This is a genomic window from Phyllobacterium sp. 22229 (assembly GCF_052056495.1).
Classification (GTDB): Bacteria; Pseudomonadota; Alphaproteobacteria; order Rhizobiales; family Rhizobiaceae; genus Phyllobacterium; species Phyllobacterium myrsinacearum.
In genome coordinates this window covers 167995-185020 of the sequence record NZ_JBQEPA010000007.1, presented here as the reverse complement: position 1 = coordinate 185020, position 17026 = coordinate 167995, and the positions used below count along the sequence as shown (strand labels likewise).

20 protein-coding genes are annotated in these 17026 nt (G+C 62.5%); 10 read left to right on the top strand and 10 right to left on the bottom strand.

The genetic code is table 11. From position 1 onward, the window contains the following. The first annotated feature begins 7 nt into the window (after window positions 1–7). Genes fliR through ACTJJ7_RS10810 form a run of 5 tightly spaced genes read left to right on the top strand, consistent with a single transcriptional unit; the run spans window position 8 to window position 2734 of the window. Window positions 8–766, top strand: a complete 759-nt coding sequence (gene fliR / locus ACTJJ7_RS10830) for a flagellar biosynthetic protein FliR (protein WP_440967053.1) — start codon at window positions 8–10, stop codon at window positions 764–766. A gap of 1 nt (window position 767) precedes the next feature. Beyond that, window positions 768–1178 (top strand): hypothetical protein, encoded by a 411-nt coding sequence (locus ACTJJ7_RS10825; RefSeq protein ID WP_105735185.1) that lies wholly within the window; start codon window positions 768–770, stop codon window positions 1176–1178. Between the two features lie 49 nt (window positions 1179–1227). Further along, window positions 1228–1788, top strand: a complete 561-nt coding sequence (locus tag ACTJJ7_RS10820) for a rod-binding protein (protein WP_440967051.1) — start codon at window positions 1228–1230, stop codon at window positions 1786–1788. A gap of 26 nt (window positions 1789–1814) precedes the next feature. Further along, window positions 1815–2252: a flagellar protein FlgN gene (locus tag ACTJJ7_RS10815; protein WP_342588469.1), complete on the top strand. Its 438-nt coding sequence runs from the start codon at window positions 1815–1817 to the stop codon at window positions 2250–2252. After that, window positions 2249–2734 carry a hypothetical protein gene (locus ACTJJ7_RS10810; protein WP_440967049.1) on the top strand — a complete coding sequence of 162 codons (486 nt, stop codon included), beginning with the start codon at window positions 2249–2251 and terminating at the stop codon, window positions 2732–2734. Before ACTJJ7_RS10815 ends, ACTJJ7_RS10810 begins: the two co-directional genes overlap by 4 nt. 5 nt (window positions 2735–2739) lie before the next feature. Here the strand turns inward: ACTJJ7_RS10810 and ACTJJ7_RS10805 are convergent, their stop codons facing one another. From ACTJJ7_RS10805 to ACTJJ7_RS10780, 6 genes are all read right to left on the bottom strand, one after another. After that, window positions 2740–3081 carry a PilZ domain-containing protein gene (locus ACTJJ7_RS10805; RefSeq protein WP_130272248.1) on the bottom strand — a complete coding sequence of 114 codons (342 nt, stop codon included), beginning with the start codon at window positions 3079–3081 and terminating at the stop codon, window positions 2740–2742. 195 nt (window positions 3082–3276) lie between these two features. Further along, on the bottom strand, window positions 3277–4542 hold the full coding sequence (locus tag ACTJJ7_RS10800) for an ABC transporter substrate-binding protein (RefSeq protein ID WP_130272247.1): 1266 nt from the start codon (window positions 4540–4542) through the stop codon (window positions 3277–3279). Window positions 4543–4567: 25 nt separating this feature from the next. Continuing rightward, on the bottom strand, window positions 4568–5404 hold the full coding sequence (locus tag ACTJJ7_RS10795; protein WP_105735181.1) for a carbohydrate ABC transporter permease: 837 nt from the start codon (window positions 5402–5404) through the stop codon (window positions 4568–4570). Beyond that, the gene (locus tag ACTJJ7_RS10790) at window positions 5401–6345 is read right to left on the bottom strand and encodes a carbohydrate ABC transporter permease (protein WP_130272246.1); all 945 of its coding nucleotides are present in this window, start codon (window positions 6343–6345) and stop codon (window positions 5401–5403) included. Before ACTJJ7_RS10790 ends, ACTJJ7_RS10795 begins: the two co-directional genes overlap by 4 nt. Continuing rightward, entirely contained in the window at window positions 6338–7492 is a 1155-nt protein-coding gene (locus ACTJJ7_RS10785; RefSeq protein WP_440967047.1) for an ABC transporter ATP-binding protein, read from the bottom strand. Before ACTJJ7_RS10785 ends, ACTJJ7_RS10790 begins: the two co-directional genes overlap by 8 nt. Beyond that, window positions 7489–8325 (bottom strand): metallophosphoesterase family protein, encoded by an 837-nt coding sequence (locus tag ACTJJ7_RS10780; protein ID WP_440967045.1) that lies wholly within the window; start codon window positions 8323–8325, stop codon window positions 7489–7491. The genes ACTJJ7_RS10785 and ACTJJ7_RS10780 overlap by 4 nt, the downstream gene beginning before the upstream one ends. A 325-nt stretch (window positions 8326–8650) precedes the next feature. Between ACTJJ7_RS10780 and ACTJJ7_RS10775 the strand changes: the two genes are divergently transcribed. Continuing rightward, complete coding sequence (locus ACTJJ7_RS10775) at window positions 8651–9838, top strand: serine hydrolase (protein WP_440967043.1); 1188 nt, start codon at window positions 8651–8653, stop codon at window positions 9836–9838. Window positions 9839–9897: 59 nt separating this feature from the next. Continuing rightward, on the top strand, window positions 9898–11154 hold the full coding sequence (locus ACTJJ7_RS10770) for an ATP-binding protein (protein WP_105735177.1): 1257 nt from the start codon (window positions 9898–9900) through the stop codon (window positions 11152–11154). A gap of 37 nt (window positions 11155–11191) precedes the next feature. On the opposite strand, the gene ACTJJ7_RS10765 is transcribed toward ACTJJ7_RS10770, so the two are convergent. After that, window positions 11192–11434, bottom strand: coding sequence for a hypothetical protein (locus ACTJJ7_RS10765; RefSeq protein WP_130272242.1), 243 nt, complete (start codon window positions 11432–11434; stop codon window positions 11192–11194). Window positions 11435–11499: 65 nt separating this feature from the next. On the opposite strand from ACTJJ7_RS10765, the gene ACTJJ7_RS10760 reads away from it, so the two are divergent. Beyond that, window positions 11500–12792, top strand: coding sequence for an NCS2 family permease (locus tag ACTJJ7_RS10760; protein WP_105735176.1), 1293 nt, complete (start codon window positions 11500–11502; stop codon window positions 12790–12792). Between the two features lie 73 nt (window positions 12793–12865). Next, the gene (locus ACTJJ7_RS10755; RefSeq protein ID WP_425350485.1) at window positions 12866–13465 is read left to right on the top strand and encodes a deaminase; all 600 of its coding nucleotides are present in this window, start codon (window positions 12866–12868) and stop codon (window positions 13463–13465) included. Between the two features lie 75 nt (window positions 13466–13540). On the opposite strand, the gene ACTJJ7_RS10750 is transcribed toward ACTJJ7_RS10755, so the two are convergent. Genes ACTJJ7_RS10750 through puuE form a run of 3 tightly spaced genes read right to left on the bottom strand, consistent with a single transcriptional unit; the run spans window position 13541 to window position 16471 of the window. Then, window positions 13541–14026 carry an ureidoglycolate lyase gene (locus tag ACTJJ7_RS10750; RefSeq protein ID WP_105735174.1) on the bottom strand — a complete coding sequence of 162 codons (486 nt, stop codon included), beginning with the start codon at window positions 14024–14026 and terminating at the stop codon, window positions 13541–13543. Next, window positions 14011–15042 carry an allantoicase gene (gene alc / locus ACTJJ7_RS10745; RefSeq protein ID WP_440967040.1) on the bottom strand — a complete coding sequence of 344 codons (1032 nt, stop codon included), beginning with the start codon at window positions 15040–15042 and terminating at the stop codon, window positions 14011–14013. The genes ACTJJ7_RS10750 and alc overlap by 16 nt, the downstream gene beginning before the upstream one ends. Before the next feature lie 10 nt (window positions 15043–15052). Continuing rightward, on the bottom strand, window positions 15053–16471 hold the full coding sequence (gene puuE / locus ACTJJ7_RS10740; RefSeq protein ID WP_440967038.1) for an allantoinase PuuE: 1419 nt from the start codon (window positions 16469–16471) through the stop codon (window positions 15053–15055). Window positions 16472–16652: 181 nt separating this feature from the next. Here puuE and uraH point away from each other — a divergent pair, with 181 nt between their 5' ends. Continuing rightward, complete coding sequence (gene uraH / locus ACTJJ7_RS10735; protein WP_440967036.1) at window positions 16653–17021, top strand: hydroxyisourate hydrolase; 369 nt, start codon at window positions 16653–16655, stop codon at window positions 17019–17021. The last annotated feature ends 5 nt before the right edge of the window (window positions 17022–17026 follow it).

Sequence of the window (17026 nt, the reverse complement as noted above, 5' to 3'; positions counted from 1 at the left end):
CTGACCCATGCTGCAGAACCTGGCGCTCAGCGACATGGTGATCGCCGCCTTTCTGGTGTTCGCCCGCGTCGGCTCGTGCCTTCTGGTGATGCCTGGAATTTCCAGCCCGCGCATTCCGCTGCAGATACGGCTCTTCCTCGCCCTGGCCTGTTCGCTCATGGTGGTGCCGCTGGTGTTCAAGCAGATGGCGCCGGCCGCCAATGCCGCGCCGCTCGTCCTGATGCGCATCATCGTCATCGAAGCCATCGTGGGCGCGCTGATCGGCATTCTGGCGCGCATGTATTTCTGGGCGCTGCAGTTCATGGCCAATACCATCGCCATGGCGACGGGCTATTCCGGCGCGCCGGGGGCGGGCATCGAATCGGAGGAAGCGCAGGCGGCCGTCGCCACCATCGTCACCTTGTCGGCATTGCTGATGTTCTTCGTGATGGACCTGCATCTGGAAGTGCTGCGCGCTTTGCTTTCATCCTATTCGGCCATTCCGGTGGATGGGGTTTTCCAGCCGGCGACCGCCATGGTCAATCTCACCGATACGCTGTCCAAGGCCTTCTTCAGCACCATCCGCATCGCCGCGCCCTTCATTGTCTTCGCCGTCGTGGTGAATATTGCGGTCGGGCTGATCAACAAGCTGACGCCGACCATTCCCGTCTACTTCATCTCCATGCCCTTCGTTCTCGCCGGAGGCATGATGCTTCTCTACTTCAGCATGCCGGATCTCCTGCGCTTCTTCACCAGCGAGGCCGGCACCTATCTGCGGAACTTCTGACATGAGCATCAAGCCCGGTTCACGCCAATCCCTGCGGGGAATGATCAAACTGCAGGTGCTGGCCAAGGCCCGGCACGAGATGGAGCTGTCGCGGCTGAATGCGCAGTTCGGTGCCATCACGGAAGAGAATGCGGCGCTGTTCAGGATGCAGAATGACCGCTTCGAGAATGGCGCGGGGATCGTCCCGGCCGATCTCATCATGAAGCGGCTGGAAACCAACAAGGCGAAGCAGGCGGGCCTGTCCGAGCGGATGGTGCGGGAAAAACGCGACCTTTTGGCGGTATCGCGCACCATCGACATCCTGCGCGGCCGCCTGCGCCAGCTGGAACAGGAGATGGAACGGGCCGCGTCCGCCGAGGAAATCGAGGAATATGTCATCCATACAATCGTTGGCGGCACAAGCCTCCCGTAAGTTTGGCGCGCTAAGGTACGAAGCATGAAACACGATGGGACAGTGACCGATGGCCATTAATCCACCTTCCGATCTGGTGCTGGATGTTGCCAATGCGGCCGATCCGGCAATCCTGCAGGCGTCGGTCGAGAAGCTGCGCAGCCTTGCCGCGGCGCGCGTCGAAGCCCAGACGCGGCTGTCGCGCGAGACATTCGCGTCCATCCAGCAGGCCGGGACACCGACGGTTTCCATCGGGAGCACCAGCGCGCCGGGCGCGCCGAACCCCGCCTACAAGAAATTCGAGTCATTCATGCTGCAATCCTTTGTCGAATCCATGTTTACCGGCGACAACCAGGCCGTGTTCGGCAAGGGCATTGCCGGTGATTACTGGAAATCGATGATGGCAGAGGCTGTGGCCAAGCAGATGGCCGATGCCGGCGGCATTGGCGTGGCGCGGATGCTGGAACAGCAAAGCGCCAACAAGGCGAAGACCGCGGCGGCGAGCGCCGCGCCTGCAATCCCGGGCGATCAGAGCCCGGACCCGAATGTCATTTTGTACCAGATCGAACGGCAACTCATTCACAAGCAATTGAAGACGACGAAACCTCTTGACGCGATCAAACGGGGCTGATGCCGGCAAGATTGGAGGAAATGAATATGGATATAATCAACGATAATGAAGAGAACGGCACCGTGATCGAACACGCTCCCCTTGTACCCGAGATCGAACCGGCGCTAGAGCCTGTCCTCTTCGCCATCAAGCGCCTTGAAGAGGTCGTCGAGCGCGAAACCAACCTGCTGCTCGACGGGGAGACCATCGATCTCGCCGAAATCAACGCGCACAAGAGCCGCGGCCTGCGGGATTTCAACAAGGCGATGAACAAGGCCGCGAAAACCGCCGGGGTACCGGCGCTGAAATCGCTGCAGCCGGTGCTGGATGCCTTGAAGCAGAAGCTGGACCGCAATTGTGACGCCATCAAACTGCATCTGCGGGCCGTGACCGAGCTGACCGGCCTGATCCGCGATGCGCTGGAAACGCAGGAAGCCGACGGCACCTATACCGCCCAGCAGTTGAGGAACGGGCAGGGCGCATGATCCGTATCGTCCTGATCGGCCTCTGGATCTGCGGCGTGGCGCTGGGATCGCTGTATTTTGCCGTGTGGCAGAATTCGGCGACCGCAGCCGTTTCCTCGCAGAGCAAGGATGTGCTCGATTTCGGCAAGACCGATAGTTTCAGCGTCCCGATCATTCTGGACGGGGCAGTGGAAGGCTATATCGTGGTGCAGCTCGGCTACACGCTCGACAGCCGCGTCAAGGCAATGGTCACCGTGCCGGTTGCGCCATTCATCAATGATGAGATCTTCCGCCAGTTCTACGGCCGCTTTTCCGATGTGAAAGACGTGCAGAAGGTTGAATTTGCCAGCGTCAAGCAATCGGTCATCGACGGGGTCAACGCCAAATTCCCCGAACCGCTGGTGCGCGATCTCCTGATCGAGCAGTTCAACTACATCACCGCCAAGGAAATCCGCGACCAGAACACCAAGGGCCTGTCGCGGCAGGCGCCAGCGGCGCCATAGGCCATTCAGAGAGAATAGTATTTTCCGGCAAGGGCGCTGAGGACCGCTTCGCTCAGCGGCGTCACATGCGCATCCTCGATGAAGCGCACGCCGTAGTCGCCATCCCGGTGCCAGACAATCTCGGTCATCAGCGCCCCGCGATACTGATCGTCGAACAGCCAGAAGCGGTTGGGAATGGCGCAGGGTCCCACGGTGCGGATGCGGGCGCCGCCGCCGGCAATGTTGTGAAAGTGGCACTCGGTCAGAAACTGGCCTTCAAGCGTTGCAAGCTTTCCTGAGCGCAGGCGTGTGCGCTTGCGTTCCTCAATACGCTTTTCCGTCTTGTGGCCGGATTCGGTTGGTGGCATCGATGATGGGTCCAGCAAGGATTGATGATCCGGCGCGAGTACGTATCCGGGATACATATTTCAAGCCGGTGGTTGTCCCTGATGGTCATAGCCTCAAACCATTGCAAAACCGTTATACCAAGGTGTCAAATATGACAGATGCGGACGGGCGCCCCGGCGGGTTTGGCGGGGCGCCTGTCCTTGATCGCGTCAGCCTCAGCGGCGTGGCAGAAGCTTCTGGACCTCGTCGGCGGCGTTGTTCAAGGCTTCCTGCGGTGTGGCCGACTGTTCGACGACACGCGACAGGTTGTCGACGATGGTCTGGGTCACCTTGACACCATTCGTGCCGGGGAAGGCGTACCAGGGGATCATGCGGTTCATCTGGTTGAGCCCGGCCTGGAACAGCGGGTTCTGCTTGTAGAAATCCGCAAGATATTCCGGCGACTTGGCCGCAAGTTCATTGTTCGGCACATAGCCGGTGCCGGGAACCACGACCGAAGCGCCGTAGGGACCAGCGGCGAATTTGGCGAATTTCCATGCGGCCTGCTGCTTGGCGGCGTCCTTGGTCAGGATGACGACGGCATTGCCGCCTGTGGGCAGATGACCCTTTTCCGGATTGAGCAGCGGCAGCGGTCCGGTGCGCAGGTCGAATTTCGTGCCGACATTCTTGATCGTGTTGCGCAGCGCGCCGGTCGTCTGGAAGGAAAGACCAACCTTGCCGGCAACGAACGCCTGTTCACCCGCCTGCTTGGTCAGGACAGGCATGCCGCCCTCCTTGACGAGGCGGCTGACGAGATTGAAGGCAGCGATGCCTTCCGGGCCGTTGAAGGCGACTTTCTTTTCATCCGGGGAAAGCATGGTGCCGCCCGCGCCGAACAGCAGGGCCGAGAACATCCAGTCGTCGCCCTGCCAGCGGAAGTCGATGCCTTCATTGCCGTTGCCGAGCGCCTTGACCTTGGCACCGAGGGCGATGACCTCGTCCCAGGTCTTTGGCGGCTGGTCGGGATTGCCGCCCGCCTGCCGGATCAGGTCGGCATTGTAGTACATGATCGGGTTGGAGGTGGCGAAGGCAAGGCCAACCTGCTGCTCGCCGACCTGAGCGAGGCGAAGGATGTTGTCGCTGAAGCCCTGGGCCGCCATGTCGGGCTCCTTGGCGATCAGCGGTTTCATGTCGACATTGACGCCGCGCTCGGCAATCATGCGCAGGCGGTTGAGGCCGATGAAGGTGATATCGGGCATTTCGGCGGTACCCGCCTGCCGCAGGATCGTCTGGATGCCTTCCTCATAGGTGGCCGAGGGGCTGACGAAGCTGATCTTGATATCGGGGTTTTCTTCCATGAACTTCTTGGAGATGACATCCATCACATCCTTGAAGAAACCGGGCATCGGATAATGCACGTTGAGGGTGGTTTCCGCCAAAGCGGGAACGCTGAACGCGGTGGCGATCGCGGCTGCCGCAATCGTCTTTCGGAAGAAGCTCATGGTTATCTCCTGGTCTTGGGAACGGTCAGCCTTTGAGGCCGGTGAGGGTGATGCCTTCGATGAAACGCCGCTGCGCCAGCAGGAAGGCTGCAACGAGCGGCAGGGTGATGATGAGGGTTGCGGCCATCAGCGCGCCGTAATCGTCGCCCGCTTCAGCGGCGCGGAAGAACAGGAGGCCCAAAGGCGGTGTCGCCCGTTCGCTGCCGGTGATGACGATAAGCGGCCAGAACAGGTCGTTCCAGTGCGCCACCACCGAGAAGATGGCGAAGGCAGTGACCGCAGGCCAGGCATTGGGAACGATCACCCGGTTGACGATGGCAAGCTCCGACATGCCGTCGAGCCGGGCGGCTGCAATCAGGTCATCGGGCATGGCGCGGAAGAACTGCAGGAACAGGAAGATGCCGAAGACCGAGATGAAAAACGGCGCGGACAGGGCAAAATAGCTGTTGAGCATGCCGGCCTTGTTCAGGGCGACATAGATGGGCAGGGCGGTGGCATGGATGGGGATGAGCAGCCCGAGCATGACGAGCGTCATCATCGTGCGGGCGGCGCGGAATTTCAGCTTGGCCATGGCATAGGCGCAGGGAATGGCGATGACCACCTGGAAGAAGAAGATCAGGCCGCAGACGACAAGCCCGTTCCACAGGAGCTGGCCCATTGGCACCCGCGTGAGCGCCTTGGCAAGGTTTTCCCACAGCGCCCAGTGTTGCGGCAAAAGGGTGAGCGAGGAGGAAAAGATTTCCTCGCGGGATTTCGCCGCGGTGGAAATCATCCAGATATAGGGCGCAAGGAAAACGAGTGCTCCGGCCGAAAGCATGGCGAGGCGCAGGTTGCGCATGGAGAAGAAGGCGGTGTTTCTCATGTGTAGTGCACCCGTCTGTCGAGAACCCGGTATTGGACGAGCATCAGCACGATGAGGAAGGCGAGGAAGATGACGGTCATGGCCGAGGCATAGCCGACGCGCAGATAGACGAAGCCTTCCTGATAGATGGTCCACAGAAGCACTTCCGAAGCCTTGTTCGGGCCGCCTTCGGTCAGCGTCTTGACCGTCTCGAACACCTTCACCGCATTGATCACGCTGATGGTTGTCACGAAGAGGGTCGTCGGTCCGAGCATCGGCCAGGTGACAAGGCGGAAGCGCTCCCAGCTGCCCTTGGCGCCGTCCACTTCCGCCGCGGCATAGAGTTCACGCGGGATGGCGGTGAGGCCAGCGAGAAACAGCACCATGTTGAAGCCGACCGATTGCCAGATGCCGATGATCGCCAGGCTGATCAGCACGGTGCTGCTGCTGCCCAGCCAGTTGGGACCGGCAATGCCCAGCATCGACAGCATGGCGTTGACCGGGCCGATGGTCGGGTGCAGCAGGTACTGGAACACCGTTGCCATGGCCACCAGCAGCGAGGCGACGGGCAGGAAGTACACGGTGCGGAAGAAGGCGCGGCCGCGCGTCTCGCTCTCGATCAGCAGGGCGACGCCAAGGCCGATGAAGACGGAAAAGGGCGTGACGATGGCGGTGTAGACGGCGGTGTTCTTCAGCGAGATGAGGAACGTCCGGTCGCCGAAGAGCTCGATATAATTGTCGAGGCCGATGAACTGGAAGTCGTCATAGCCGAGCTCGTAATTGGTCAGGCTGAAGACGAAGACGGCCAGCGTCGGCAGCAGGATCAGGACGATGATGAGCAGGATCGCCGGTGCAGCCAGCTGCCAGGCCACGCGCTCCTCGCGTTTGGCGGCGCGGATGGCTGCCTGCCGGGCGGTGGTCCGATCCGCTGGAAGAAGGTTCGCTATTGCGGTCTCATGCATCGACGGCAATCCTTGCCGTTGCCCGCAGGGGCACGCGCAGCCCGTCCTGCCCGAAGACGAGACAGGCATCCGCATCGATCTGAAGTGCAACGGGCGATCCCGCACCCAGATGGGCCACGTCGGCCGGGGCGGCCTTGATGACAATGCCGTCCCCGGCGCCGTCGGCCTGTGTTGTCACCAGCACTTCCGAGCCGAGGAATTCCAGCCGGATGACGATGGCGGCAATGCCCTTGGCGCCCTGCGGTCTCAGCCTGATGCGCTCCGGCCGGATGCCGAGCTGGACCGGGGTGCCGGCCGGACCGGTGACGCCGTCGACCACGGCCTTGCCGCTGAAAAACACGGCGCCATTGTCGGCGGTGACGGCGTCGATGATGTTGATGCGCGGGCTGCCGACGAACTTTGCCACCTCGACATGGCGCGGATCGTCATAGATGTCGGCGGGCGAGGCGAACTGCAGAACCTTGCCGCCCATCATGACGGCAACCCGGTCGGCCATGCTGAGGGCTTCGGACTGGTCGTGCGTGACGTAGATGGTCGGCACGCCGGTGCGCCGGTGCAGGTCGACGATCTCCGCACGGGTATGCACGCGCAGATTGGCGTCGAGATTGGAAAGCGGCTCGTCCATCAGGAACACGCCAGGCTGGCGTACGAGTGCGCGGGCGAGCGCCACGCGCTGGCGCTGGCCGCCGGACATCTGTCCCGGCTTGCGGTCGAGCAGGTGGTCGATCTTCAGGCTGGTTGCCGTGGCCAGAACCTGCTGTTTGATTGCCGCCTGCGCGGCGCTTCTGCCCGCGACGAAGCGGCCGAGCAAGGGCATGCGCTGCAGGGTGGAAAGCGTGCGCATGGCCAGAGGCACGGCGATGTTCTGTTCGGCCGTCAGGTGCGGATAGAGCGCATAGGACTGGAACACCATCGCCACATTGCGGTCGGCCGGATGCTCCGCGGTGATTTCGCGCCCGCCCATCCAGATGCTGCCGGTGTCGCCGTGGTCAAGACCGGCGGCGATGCGCAGCAAGGTGCTCTTGCCGCAGCCCGATGGGCCGACGAGGGCTATGAACTCGCCGTCTTCCGCTTCAATGCTGACATCGTTCAGGATGCTGTTGGTGCCGTAGGATTTTGAGATGTTCCTGAGGGCGAACGCGCTCATGCGGCCGTCTCCGGCGCCTGCGCTATGCGTGCACGCGGATAGACCTCCTCGATGACATCGTCGAGGACGAAGCGGGAGAGGCTGCCGATCTCGACGATTTCCGTTTCTGCCGTATCGGTCAGCGTATGGACCGCCGCACCGAGAATGCGCTGGCCGGGCATGTCGCGCTCCAGGTCCCCGACGATGAACGACGAAGCCGGAGCCCAGACGAGACTGGTGTCATTGTGCATGCCCTGCCAGGCGCGGTGCAGGTGCCCGCTGGCATGCAGGGCCACATCATATTCCGCGATCAGGTCGAGCAGCCGCTTGCGCGGCGCCGGACGAACGCTCCAGTAACCGGTTTCGCCCTCGTCGGCGGCGTCGACGAACAAGGGCTTATGGGCGAAGAGCGCGATGCGGCGGTTCTGCGCCTCGGCCAGCGCGTCCTCAAGCCAGTCGAACTGTTCTTCCTCTTCGAGGCTGTCATTGCCGAGGATCAGGCTGTTGAGGCCGACCAGGCGCCAGCCGTCCATGTCGTGAATCCAGCGGTCCGGTCCGATCATTTCGCGCCAGCGGTCGATGCGCGTGGCGTTGACCGGCTGCGGGCTGCCGGGCATGTGGCCGATGTCGTGGTTGCCGGGCAGGCTGAGGACCTTGACGGGGAGCGCGTTCAGCAATCCGGCGCAGAAGGCCAGGTCATCCTCGATATCCGCGCCGTCGATGGACAGATCGCCCGTATGCACCACCAGGTCCGGTTTCTGCTCCGCGACCCATTGGGCCAGGGGCGACCAATTGGCGTTGAAATGGACCTTGGAAGGGCTGAGGTGAGTGTCGGTAATCTGGATGATCCGCACAGGATATCTCTCTTCAAAATCGAACAATGAGGGGCGCATGGCGTGCCGCAGGCAAGCCGATTCCGGCCGGCCCCGGCGCGGGGTCTTCATAGGCTTGGTCTGTGACAGCTGCGTTTCAGGCCAATGACAATTCGATGAACCTCGGTGCCCCGTGCACCATGGACGGGGCGGAATGGCCTGCCGCAATTTCTGCTCAATCAGCGGTGAAGATCGCGCCGTTCACCATGATTGTTTACACCTTATCAACCTCAGCCTCGGTAGTCTCAACCGGCGCCCTGTCCGCTGAATTATGCCCTTCGCCCCCTTTTCGCATGGAGATGCCGGAATGCTGCTCGGTTTCGCTCGTCAAAGCCTGTTGTGCCACGCCAGAACGCTTGCGCTGGCCTGTGCGCTTGCCACCGGTCTGGCGGGCGTTGCGCAGGCGGCGGACCAGCCCTGGCTGGTGCTTGACGTGCCGACCGGCAAGGTCCTGGGCGAGGGCAACGGCTATGCCCCGCACGGACCGGCCTCTCTGGCCAAGATGATGACGCTTTATCTGACCTTCGAGGCGATCCGGAAGGGCAAGCTGAAATGGGATGACCGGATCGTCATGTCGGCCAATGCCGCCCGCAAGATTCCGGCGAAGCTGTGGATGCGCGGCGGCGATACGCTCAGCGTGCGTGAAGCCGTCAACGCCATGATCATCCTCTCCGCCAATGATGCGGCCTCGGCCATGGGCGAGCATCTCGCCGGTTCGGAAGCGGTTTTTGCCCGGCAGATGACGCAGCGCGCGCGCCAGCTTGGTCTCAGGAACACCGTCTTCCGCAATGCCTCCGGCCTGACGGAGAAGGGGCAGGTGACGACGGCGCGGGACATGGCAACGCTCGGCGTGGCCGTCATGCGGGATTTCCCGCGGGAATATCCTCTCTTCTCCCAGCGCTCTTTCGTGTTCCGCGGCAGGCAGATCAACGGCCACAACAACCTGATGTACCGCTATGCCGGGGTCGATGGCATCAAGACTGGCTATACCGATGCGGCCGGTTTCAATCTGGTCTCCTCGTTCTCCGACAACAACAGGCATATTGTCGGCGTTGTCCTCGGCGGCAAAACCGGACGCGCGCGCGATGACCGCATGGCACAGCTGCTGACGCAATACATGCCCCTGGCAAGCGATGGTGCCAGGCGCGGCAGCCATCTTGTCGCCAGAGCCGAACCGCAACGCAAACCCAGTATTGCCGGGCTGATCGATGAATCTGATATCGAGCAGGGCGATGGCGGGCTGCAGCCTTTGCAGACAAGCGGGGAATGGAATATCCAGATCGGTGCCGTGGACACGCGCGCCGATGCCAAACGCCTGCTTGGCAAGGCGGATAGACTGGTCCGGTCCATTTTGCCAGAAGCCAAGGGCTATATTGAACCCGCAGCCAAGCTCTTTCGCGTGCGGTTTGGCGGTTTCCGTGATGCGAAGGCGGCAGGCGCGGCCTGTTCCGCGCTGAAGCGCCGGGCGTTCGCCTGTATTGCTTCGCGCACGTAATTTTAAAATAGACGTCTATTCGCTTTAAATCAGACGGTAAATGATTTAGGAATGGACGCATGAGTGATTCCCTGCCTGAAAAGCATGGCCTGATCGAAAGACGCGTCGGGCCGCACGTTGAAACCGCCCTGTCGGACACGCGGGTGGTGCTGATCGCCGGTCCGCGCCAGGCGGGCAAGACGACGCTCGCCCGCCAGTTCGCCCGGGCTGACAGGCCCTATCTGACCCTGGACGACGCCGCGACCCTGCAGGCGGCCCGCGCCGATCCGGTCGGCTTCATTCGCGGGCTGAAACGGGCCGTGATCGATGAAGTGCAGCGCGCGCCGGAACTGATGCTGGCGATCAAGGAGAGCGTCGACACGGATCAGGAGCCGGGGCGCTTCCTGCTGACGGGATCGGCCAATCTTGCCACGGTTCCGGCCATCGCCGACTCCCTCGCGGGACGCATGGCGGTCATTCCGCTGCTGCCGTTTGCCCAATGCGAGCTGGCGGGAACGCCGGGTGACTTTCTCGACCGGCTGTTTGCCGGGGATGACCTGCGGCTGACGTCCGAACCCGTCACCGGCAAAGCTTTGAGCGATATCGTGCTGCGCGGCGGCTATCCGGAAGTGGTGCGCCGGTCGCAGCCGGCGCGCCGCAAGGCCTGGCTGGAGGATTATGTTTCGCTCATTCTTGACCGGGACGTGCGGGACATCGCCAATATCGACCAACTCGACCGCCTGCCGCGGCTCCTCGATGTGCTGGCCGAACATGCGGGCCAACTGACCAACCATTCCAGTTTCGGCGCGGCGCTCGGCCTTTCCAGCGTGACGGCGCAGAAATACGTCGCCATTCTCGAGCGTCTGTTCCTGGTGCGCACCGTGCCGCCCTGGTCCACCAACCGGCTGACCCGGCTGATCAAGACACCCAAGCTGCATTTTCTCGATACGGGCCTGCTCGGAGCCCTGCGCGACACCGATGCCGACGACGTGCTCAGCGACCGTTCCCGGTTCGGCCCGGTTCTTGAAAGCTTTGTCGTGTCGGAAATCTTCAAGCTGGCGGCCTGGTCCGAGCGCCGCCTGACCTTTTCGCATTACCGCACCAAGGATCAGGATGAGGTTGATCTGGTCATCGAAGACAGGCGCGGGCGGGTCATCGGCATTGAGGTCAAGGCGGCGGCCACCGTGCGCCAGCAGGATCTGCGCGGGCTGCGCCAGCTGCAGGAGGCGGCCGGCGACCGCTTCGTTCATGGCATCGTGCTGCACGATCATGACCGGATCACGCCCTTCGGCGAAAAGTTGCATGCAATGCCACTGTCCAGTCTGTGGTTGAGTTAAGTCGACGCAGGACGCTTGCGGGATGCGGCAAATGTTTCTATGAATGAGAGGGATAGCCGCCGCCGCTATCTGCCTCTTTTCCCATCCGAAACTGAGCTGGCATCAATAAAATATTGAAGCTGTTTCGCTCATGTCTGCGGAAATCATGGCCTAGCATCGCCGCGCCGGAAGACGCACTATCAGCCCGCAGTGGAAGCACTGAGGAGAGGCTGGCCGTGGAGGAGCATGCGTCAGTTTTCTCTTGATTGAAGACGTTCGAAAACTCAAAACAGGCAGCCATGCGACTCGCCAATCCTGGGGGTCACGCAGCAACCGGAGACTCGGCGAGAGCCAGGGGGAGGAATCATGCTCGAAAAGCTTTTCAAGCTACGAGAACACAACACATCCGCGCGCATCGAAATGCTCGCGGGACTGACGACATTCCTGACGATGTCGTACATTATCTTCGTCAACCCGGAGATTTTGTCGTCCACGGGGATGGACCGCAATGCCATCTTTGTCGCAACCTGCATCGCCGCGGCGGTCGGTTCGCTGGTCATGGCGCTTGTCGCCAACTGGCCCATCGGCATGGCGCCGGGCATGGGCCTCAATGCCTTCTTCGCCTTCACGGTCGTGGCGGCGATGGGCTTCACCTGGCAGCAGGCGCTGGGTGCCGTTTTCATTTCCGGATGTATTTTCATCCTGCTCACCGTTACGGGCGTGCGCAGCTGGCTTGTCGCCGGCATTCCCAAATCGCTGCGCAGTTCCATTGCGGCGGGCATCGGCCTCTTCCTCGCCTTCATCGCGCTGAAGAATTCCGGGATCATCGTCGCCAATCCTGCGACCTTCATCGGTCTGGGCCATCTGGGCAGCACGCCCGCCCTGTTCGCCATGCTGGGCTTCTTCATCATCGCGGCGCTCGATGCCCTGAAGGTGCGCGGCGCGATCCTCATCGGCATTCTCGTGGTCACCGTCCTGTCGATGGCCGTGGGCGCCAGCGAGTTCAAGGGTGTGTTCTCAGCGCCGCCAAGCCTCGCGCCGACATTCCTGCAACTTGATATCATGGGCGCGCTGCATACGGGCCTGCTGCAGGTGATCCTGGTGTTCGTGCTGGTCGAGGTGTTCGATGCCACCGGTACGCTGATTGGCGTGAGCAAGCGCGCCGGCCTGATCGAGGAGGGGAAACCCAACCGTCTCGGACGCGCGCTGTTTGCCGACAGCACGGCCATCGTGGCCGGCTCGCTGCTCGGCACCAGCAGCACCACCGCCTATGTCGAAAGCGCATCGGGCGTTCAGGCCGGCGGGCGGACCGGATTGACGGCGCTGACCATTGCCGTCCTGTTCCTGGCGGCCCTGTTCATCGCGCCGCTGGCAGGGTCCGTTCCCGGCTACGCCACCGCACCGGCCCTGCTCTACGTCGCCGGTCTGATGATGCGTGAACTCACCGATATCGAATGGGGCGATGTGACCGAGGCCACCCCGGCGGCACTGACCGCGCTGATGATCCCGTTCACCTATTCGATCGCCAACGGTCTTGCCTTCGGCTTCATCAGCTATGTCGTGCTGAAGACATGCACCGGCCGGGTCAAGGACGTGCATCTGGCAACCTGGCTCGTGGCGATCCTGTTTGTCATCCGTTACACCCTGTTCCCCGTGTAAAACAGCGGCCCGGATACATGCCGTATCCGGGCCAAGCTGCCTGCGGGCCTAAGCGAAGGACACGTCAATGACTGTGGAAACACCAACAACCGCGACGATCGATGCGTTGCTCGACGCGATGGAACATCACATCATTCCGATGACGGAAAAGGGTGTGGCGGCAGGCAACAAGATTTTCGGCGCCGCCCTGCTGCGCAAGTCGGATCTGTCGCTGGTTCTGGCGGAGACGAACAACGAGACGGAAAACCCGCTCTGGCACGGCGAGGTGCATACGCTGAAACGCTTCTACGAAGTGAACGAAGACAAGCGCCCGGACCCCAGGGAGCTGATCTTCCTGTCGACGCACGAACCCTGCTCGATGTGCCTTTCGGCCATCACCTGGGCCGGGTTCGACAATTTCTACTATTTCTTCAGCCACGAGGATTCCCGCGATGCCTTCGCCATCCCGCATGATCTGAAGATTCTCAAGGAAGTCTTCACGCTGGAGCCCGGCGGCTACAATGCCGAGAATGCCTTCTGGAAGAGTTATGCCATCCATGCCCTGATCGCGGCGCTGCCGGAACCGGACCGGGGCAGGCTGCATGCCCGGGCCGCGCGGATCGCCAAGAAATATGCGGATCTGTCGAACCAGTATCAGTCCGGCAAGGGCGGGAATTCCATCCCGCTGAACTAGGGTGCTGATCCATCGATATGCTGACGAGGCGGGGCATTTGCGCCCCGCCTCGTCTGTTTTGGCCGCCGGCCGCGCTCAGCGGACGATGAACGGTTCGGGATAAAAATATTCCTCGAGATTGTTGCCGTCGCCGCCGCGATCCACGACCACGAAATCCGAGGTGCCGCCGAGCGGGGTGAGAATGCCATGCCAGATGTTGCGATGGATATTCACGCCCTGTCCCGGTGCCGTCAGGAAGGCGATGGGATCGCCCGCCCCGCCGGGCCGGTCATGCGCGACCACGACGAGGAACGGGTGGGCGGACAGCGGCATGAAGGCCTGGCTGCCGAGGGGATGTCGCTCCACCATGGCGAGCGTCAGCGGCAGGTCGTAGGGCTTGCCGCGCAGCAGGCTGATCAGCACGCGCGGGTTTTCCCCGGTTGTCTCCACCTTCGCCAGATCGTGATACCGCGTGCACATGCCGTGATTGATGGGAAAGCTGGACGATCCCTCCACCTCGATCACATCGCCGAAGGGCCGGAATGCGTCGCGGGAAAGCGGTTGTATCAGAATGTCGCGCATGGTTCTTTGCTCCCGATCTTGCCGAAAAGGCGCAGACGGCTCACCCCGCCGTCGGGATAGATGTTGAAGCGGGCATGGGTGACAGCGCCCGCCTGCCGGATCTGACCGGCGCCAAATTCGTGAATCGCATCGGCCGACAGTTTTTGCGGCGGCAGGATTTCATCCCAGAACATGGAGGAGGGAACCACCAGCGGGTCGAGACCCCCGCTGCTGTCTCCAAGGTCTGCCGCTTGAATGGAGCAGGCGTCGGGAAAATTGCCCTTGAAATGCGCGGTGTCGACAACAGCGCTTTCGATGGTCCCGCGCGCGGCGAGGCGGATGATGATCCAGTCATGCCCCGGTTCCCGGCGGCGGCGCGTTTCCCAGCCGTCGCCCATATTGACACCGCGGCCCGGCGCCAGCAGGCGCTGATGGCCGTAATGGGCGTTGGACATGGCGACCACGCGGCCGCCGAACAGCGAGGCCGCCAGATCGATGCTGCTGCCGTCGGCGCCATGGGTGCCAAGGGACGGCTGGCCGTAGACGCGCAGCCGCGCCACGCCGCCATCGGGATGGATGTGGAGCCGCACATGGCTCCACACGGCGTCCGACGTGCAGGCAAAGAAATGCCGGGCGCCGGGACCGAGCGGGCTCAACGCCAGCACTTCCGTCCACCGGGTCGCGGCGTCGGGCTCGTGCGGCGAAAGCGTTGCCTCGATGCGGCAGGCCGGCGGATAGTTGCCGGTGAAATGGGCGGTATCGACGTCGAAGCCGCGGATGGTGCCCGGTGCGGCGAGCTGCACGACCGCGTGGTCATGACCGCTGCCGCGCCGCCGCCGCGTTTCCCAGCCGTCCATCCATTTGCCATGGTCGTCGTATTTTTCCGGGATGAAAACGGCCGGGCTGTCGCTGAGCATGCGTTCGAGCGGAGCGAAGAACTCATCGGTGGCAAACAGCGGCTTGGCGCCGAGCCCCGCGGAGGCAAGGTTGATGCCGTCGCGGGCAAAGGCGGGCAGATGATCCACGCAATCCGGCATGCGCACCCCTTCAGTTTGGCAGCATGCCCTGCAGCCGGAGAAACGCGATCCGTTCCACCTGCCGGCAGGCGGTATTGAACTCGGTTTCCCGGTCATTCTTGACGCGCGTCCTGAAGGCTTCGAGGATGCCATTCTTGCTGTGATCCTTGACCGCGATGATGAAGGGAAAGCCGAAGGTTTCGACGTAGAGGCCGTTGAGCGCTTCGAATTGCGCGCGTTCCGCGTCGGTCAGCGCATCGAGACCGGCGGATGCCTGTTCTTCCGTGGAGCTTTCCGTCAGGCGCTTGGCCTGTGCCAGTTTCCCGGCGAGATCCGGGTGGGCCTTGAGGACGGCAAGCCGCTCCTCCGGCGACGCGCTGCGGAAGACGGCGGTCAGCAGAGCATGCAGCCCCGGTGCCGTGTCGTGCCCATGGGAAAACTCCGACGCAAAGGCGCGCTGCGCAATCCACTCGGAATGTTCGAAGACCCCGCCAAAGCGCGCAACGAACGCCGCTTCCGTCAGTGCCGACGGACGCGGTTCGGCTGACCGGTGCGGATGGGTATTTGCCCAGTGCCGGGCAATGTCGATGCGCCGCGCCAGCCAGACATGGCTGTGGCTTTGCACATAGTCGATGAACCTTGCGACGGCGGCCGCGCGTCCCGGCCTGCCGGCAAGACGGCAATGCAGGCCGATGCTCATCATCTTGGGAGAACCCGCTTCGCCTTCGGCATAGAGCGTATCGAAACTGTCCTTGAGATAGGTGAAGAACTGCTCGCCGGAATTGAAGCCCTGCGGCGTGGCGAAGCGCATGTCATTGGCATCCAGCGTATAGGGGATGATCAGCTGCTGCCGGCCAGCGGCCTCGTGCCAATAGGGCAGGTCGTCGGCATAGGAATCCGACACATAGTCAAAGCCGCCTTCCTCTGCGGCAAGGTCCACCGTGTTGACCGAACAGCGGCCGGTATACCAGCCTTTCGGCCGTTCGCCGGTGATATCGGTATGGATGCGGATGGCATCGCGCATATGCTCGCGCTCCGCCTCCCTGGTGTAGTCCTTGTATTCGATCCACTTCAGCCCGTGCGAGGCGATTTCCCAGTCCGCATCCAGCATGGCGCGCACCTGCGCCGGCGAGCGCTGCAGGGCGGTTGCCACGCCATAGACCGTCACGGGCACGTTCTTGCCGGTGAACAGGCGATGCAGGCGCCAGAATCCGGCCCGCGCGCCATAGTCGTAGATCGATTCCATGTTCCAGTGCCGCTGGCCCGGCCAGGCCTGCGCGCCGACGATTTCCGAGAGAAAGGCTTCGGATGCGGCGTCCCCGTGCAGCACGCAGTTTTCGCCGCCTTCCTCATAGTTCACAACGAACTGGACAGCGATTTTTGCGCCGTCCGGCCAATGGGCCTGCGGCGGGGTTTCTCCGTATCCATGCAAGTCTCTGGGATATTTCATGGCAGCGATCCGTCCTCCACTCTGCTGGTCCGATCCCATGAATAATCAAATAAGCGGGGATGCATTCCCCCAGAAAATTTTGAAAGTCCTGTAAGGAAGCGCCGCCTACTGCGCCGCCGCCGCGCCGGGCAAACTGGGCGATGCAAAAGTGGAAAATCCGCCTTGGGAGGGAGGAACGCTCATGAGTTCTCAGAACGAAACGACAGGCCGTCTGACGACGCATGTGCTGGATACCGCCAGCGGCAAACCTGCCGCCAACCTGCGGGTCGATCTCCTGCGGCTTGATGGCGAGCAGTTCTCGGCGCTGCGCAGCACGCGCACCAATGCGGACGGGCGCTGCGATGCGCCGCTTCTGGCCGGGGCGGAAATGCGTGCCGGCACCTATGAGCTACGTTTCCATGTGGGTGCCTATCTCGGCGGGCAGACCAACGGCGCCGTGCCGTTCCTCGATGTGGTGCCGATCCGCTTCGGCATCGGTGACGAGGCCGCGCACTACCACGTGCCGCTGCTCGTCGCGCCCTATGCCTATTCAACCTATCGCGGGAGCTGACCGGC

Excerpts from the sequence above, each read along its gene's own strand:
- fliR (WP_440967053.1), top strand. The coding sequence starts at position 8 with ATGCTGCAGAACCTGGCGCTCAGCGACATGGTGATCGCCGCCTTTCTG.
- ACTJJ7_RS10825 (WP_105735185.1), top strand. The coding sequence starts at position 768 with ATGAGCATCAAGCCCGGTTCACGCCAATCCCTGCGGGGAATGATCAAA.
- ACTJJ7_RS10820 (WP_440967051.1), top strand. The coding sequence starts at position 1,228 with ATGGCCATTAATCCACCTTCCGATCTGGTGCTGGATGTTGCCAATGCG.
- ACTJJ7_RS10815 (WP_342588469.1), top strand. The coding sequence starts at position 1,815 with ATGGATATAATCAACGATAATGAAGAGAACGGCACCGTGATCGAACAC.
- ACTJJ7_RS10810 (WP_440967049.1), top strand. The coding sequence starts at position 2,249 with ATGATCCGTATCGTCCTGATCGGCCTCTGGATCTGCGGCGTGGCGCTG.
- ACTJJ7_RS10805 (WP_130272248.1), bottom strand. The coding sequence starts at position 3,081 with ATGCCACCAACCGAATCCGGCCACAAGACGGAAAAGCGTATTGAGGAA.
- ACTJJ7_RS10800 (WP_130272247.1), bottom strand. The coding sequence starts at position 4,542 with ATGAGCTTCTTCCGAAAGACGATTGCGGCAGCCGCGATCGCCACCGCG.
- ACTJJ7_RS10795 (WP_105735181.1), bottom strand. The coding sequence starts at position 5,404 with ATGAGAAACACCGCCTTCTTCTCCATGCGCAACCTGCGCCTCGCCATG.
- ACTJJ7_RS10790 (WP_130272246.1), bottom strand. The coding sequence starts at position 6,345 with ATGCATGAGACCGCAATAGCGAACCTTCTTCCAGCGGATCGGACCACC.
- ACTJJ7_RS10785 (WP_440967047.1), bottom strand. The coding sequence starts at position 7,492 with ATGAGCGCGTTCGCCCTCAGGAACATCTCAAAATCCTACGGCACCAAC.
- ACTJJ7_RS10775 (WP_440967043.1), top strand. The coding sequence starts at position 8,651 with ATGCTGCTCGGTTTCGCTCGTCAAAGCCTGTTGTGCCACGCCAGAACG.
- ACTJJ7_RS10770 (WP_105735177.1), top strand. The coding sequence starts at position 9,898 with ATGAGTGATTCCCTGCCTGAAAAGCATGGCCTGATCGAAAGACGCGTC.
- ACTJJ7_RS10765 (WP_130272242.1), bottom strand. The coding sequence starts at position 11,434 with ATGGCTGCCTGTTTTGAGTTTTCGAACGTCTTCAATCAAGAGAAAACT.
- ACTJJ7_RS10760 (WP_105735176.1), top strand. The coding sequence starts at position 11,500 with ATGCTCGAAAAGCTTTTCAAGCTACGAGAACACAACACATCCGCGCGC.
- ACTJJ7_RS10750 (WP_105735174.1), bottom strand. The coding sequence starts at position 14,026 with ATGCGCGACATTCTGATACAACCGCTTTCCCGCGACGCATTCCGGCCC.
- alc (WP_440967040.1), bottom strand. The coding sequence starts at position 15,042 with ATGCCGGATTGCGTGGATCATCTGCCCGCCTTTGCCCGCGACGGCATC.
- puuE (WP_440967038.1), bottom strand. The coding sequence starts at position 16,471 with ATGAAATATCCCAGAGACTTGCATGGATACGGAGAAACCCCGCCGCAG.
- uraH (WP_440967036.1), top strand. The coding sequence starts at position 16,653 with ATGAGTTCTCAGAACGAAACGACAGGCCGTCTGACGACGCATGTGCTG.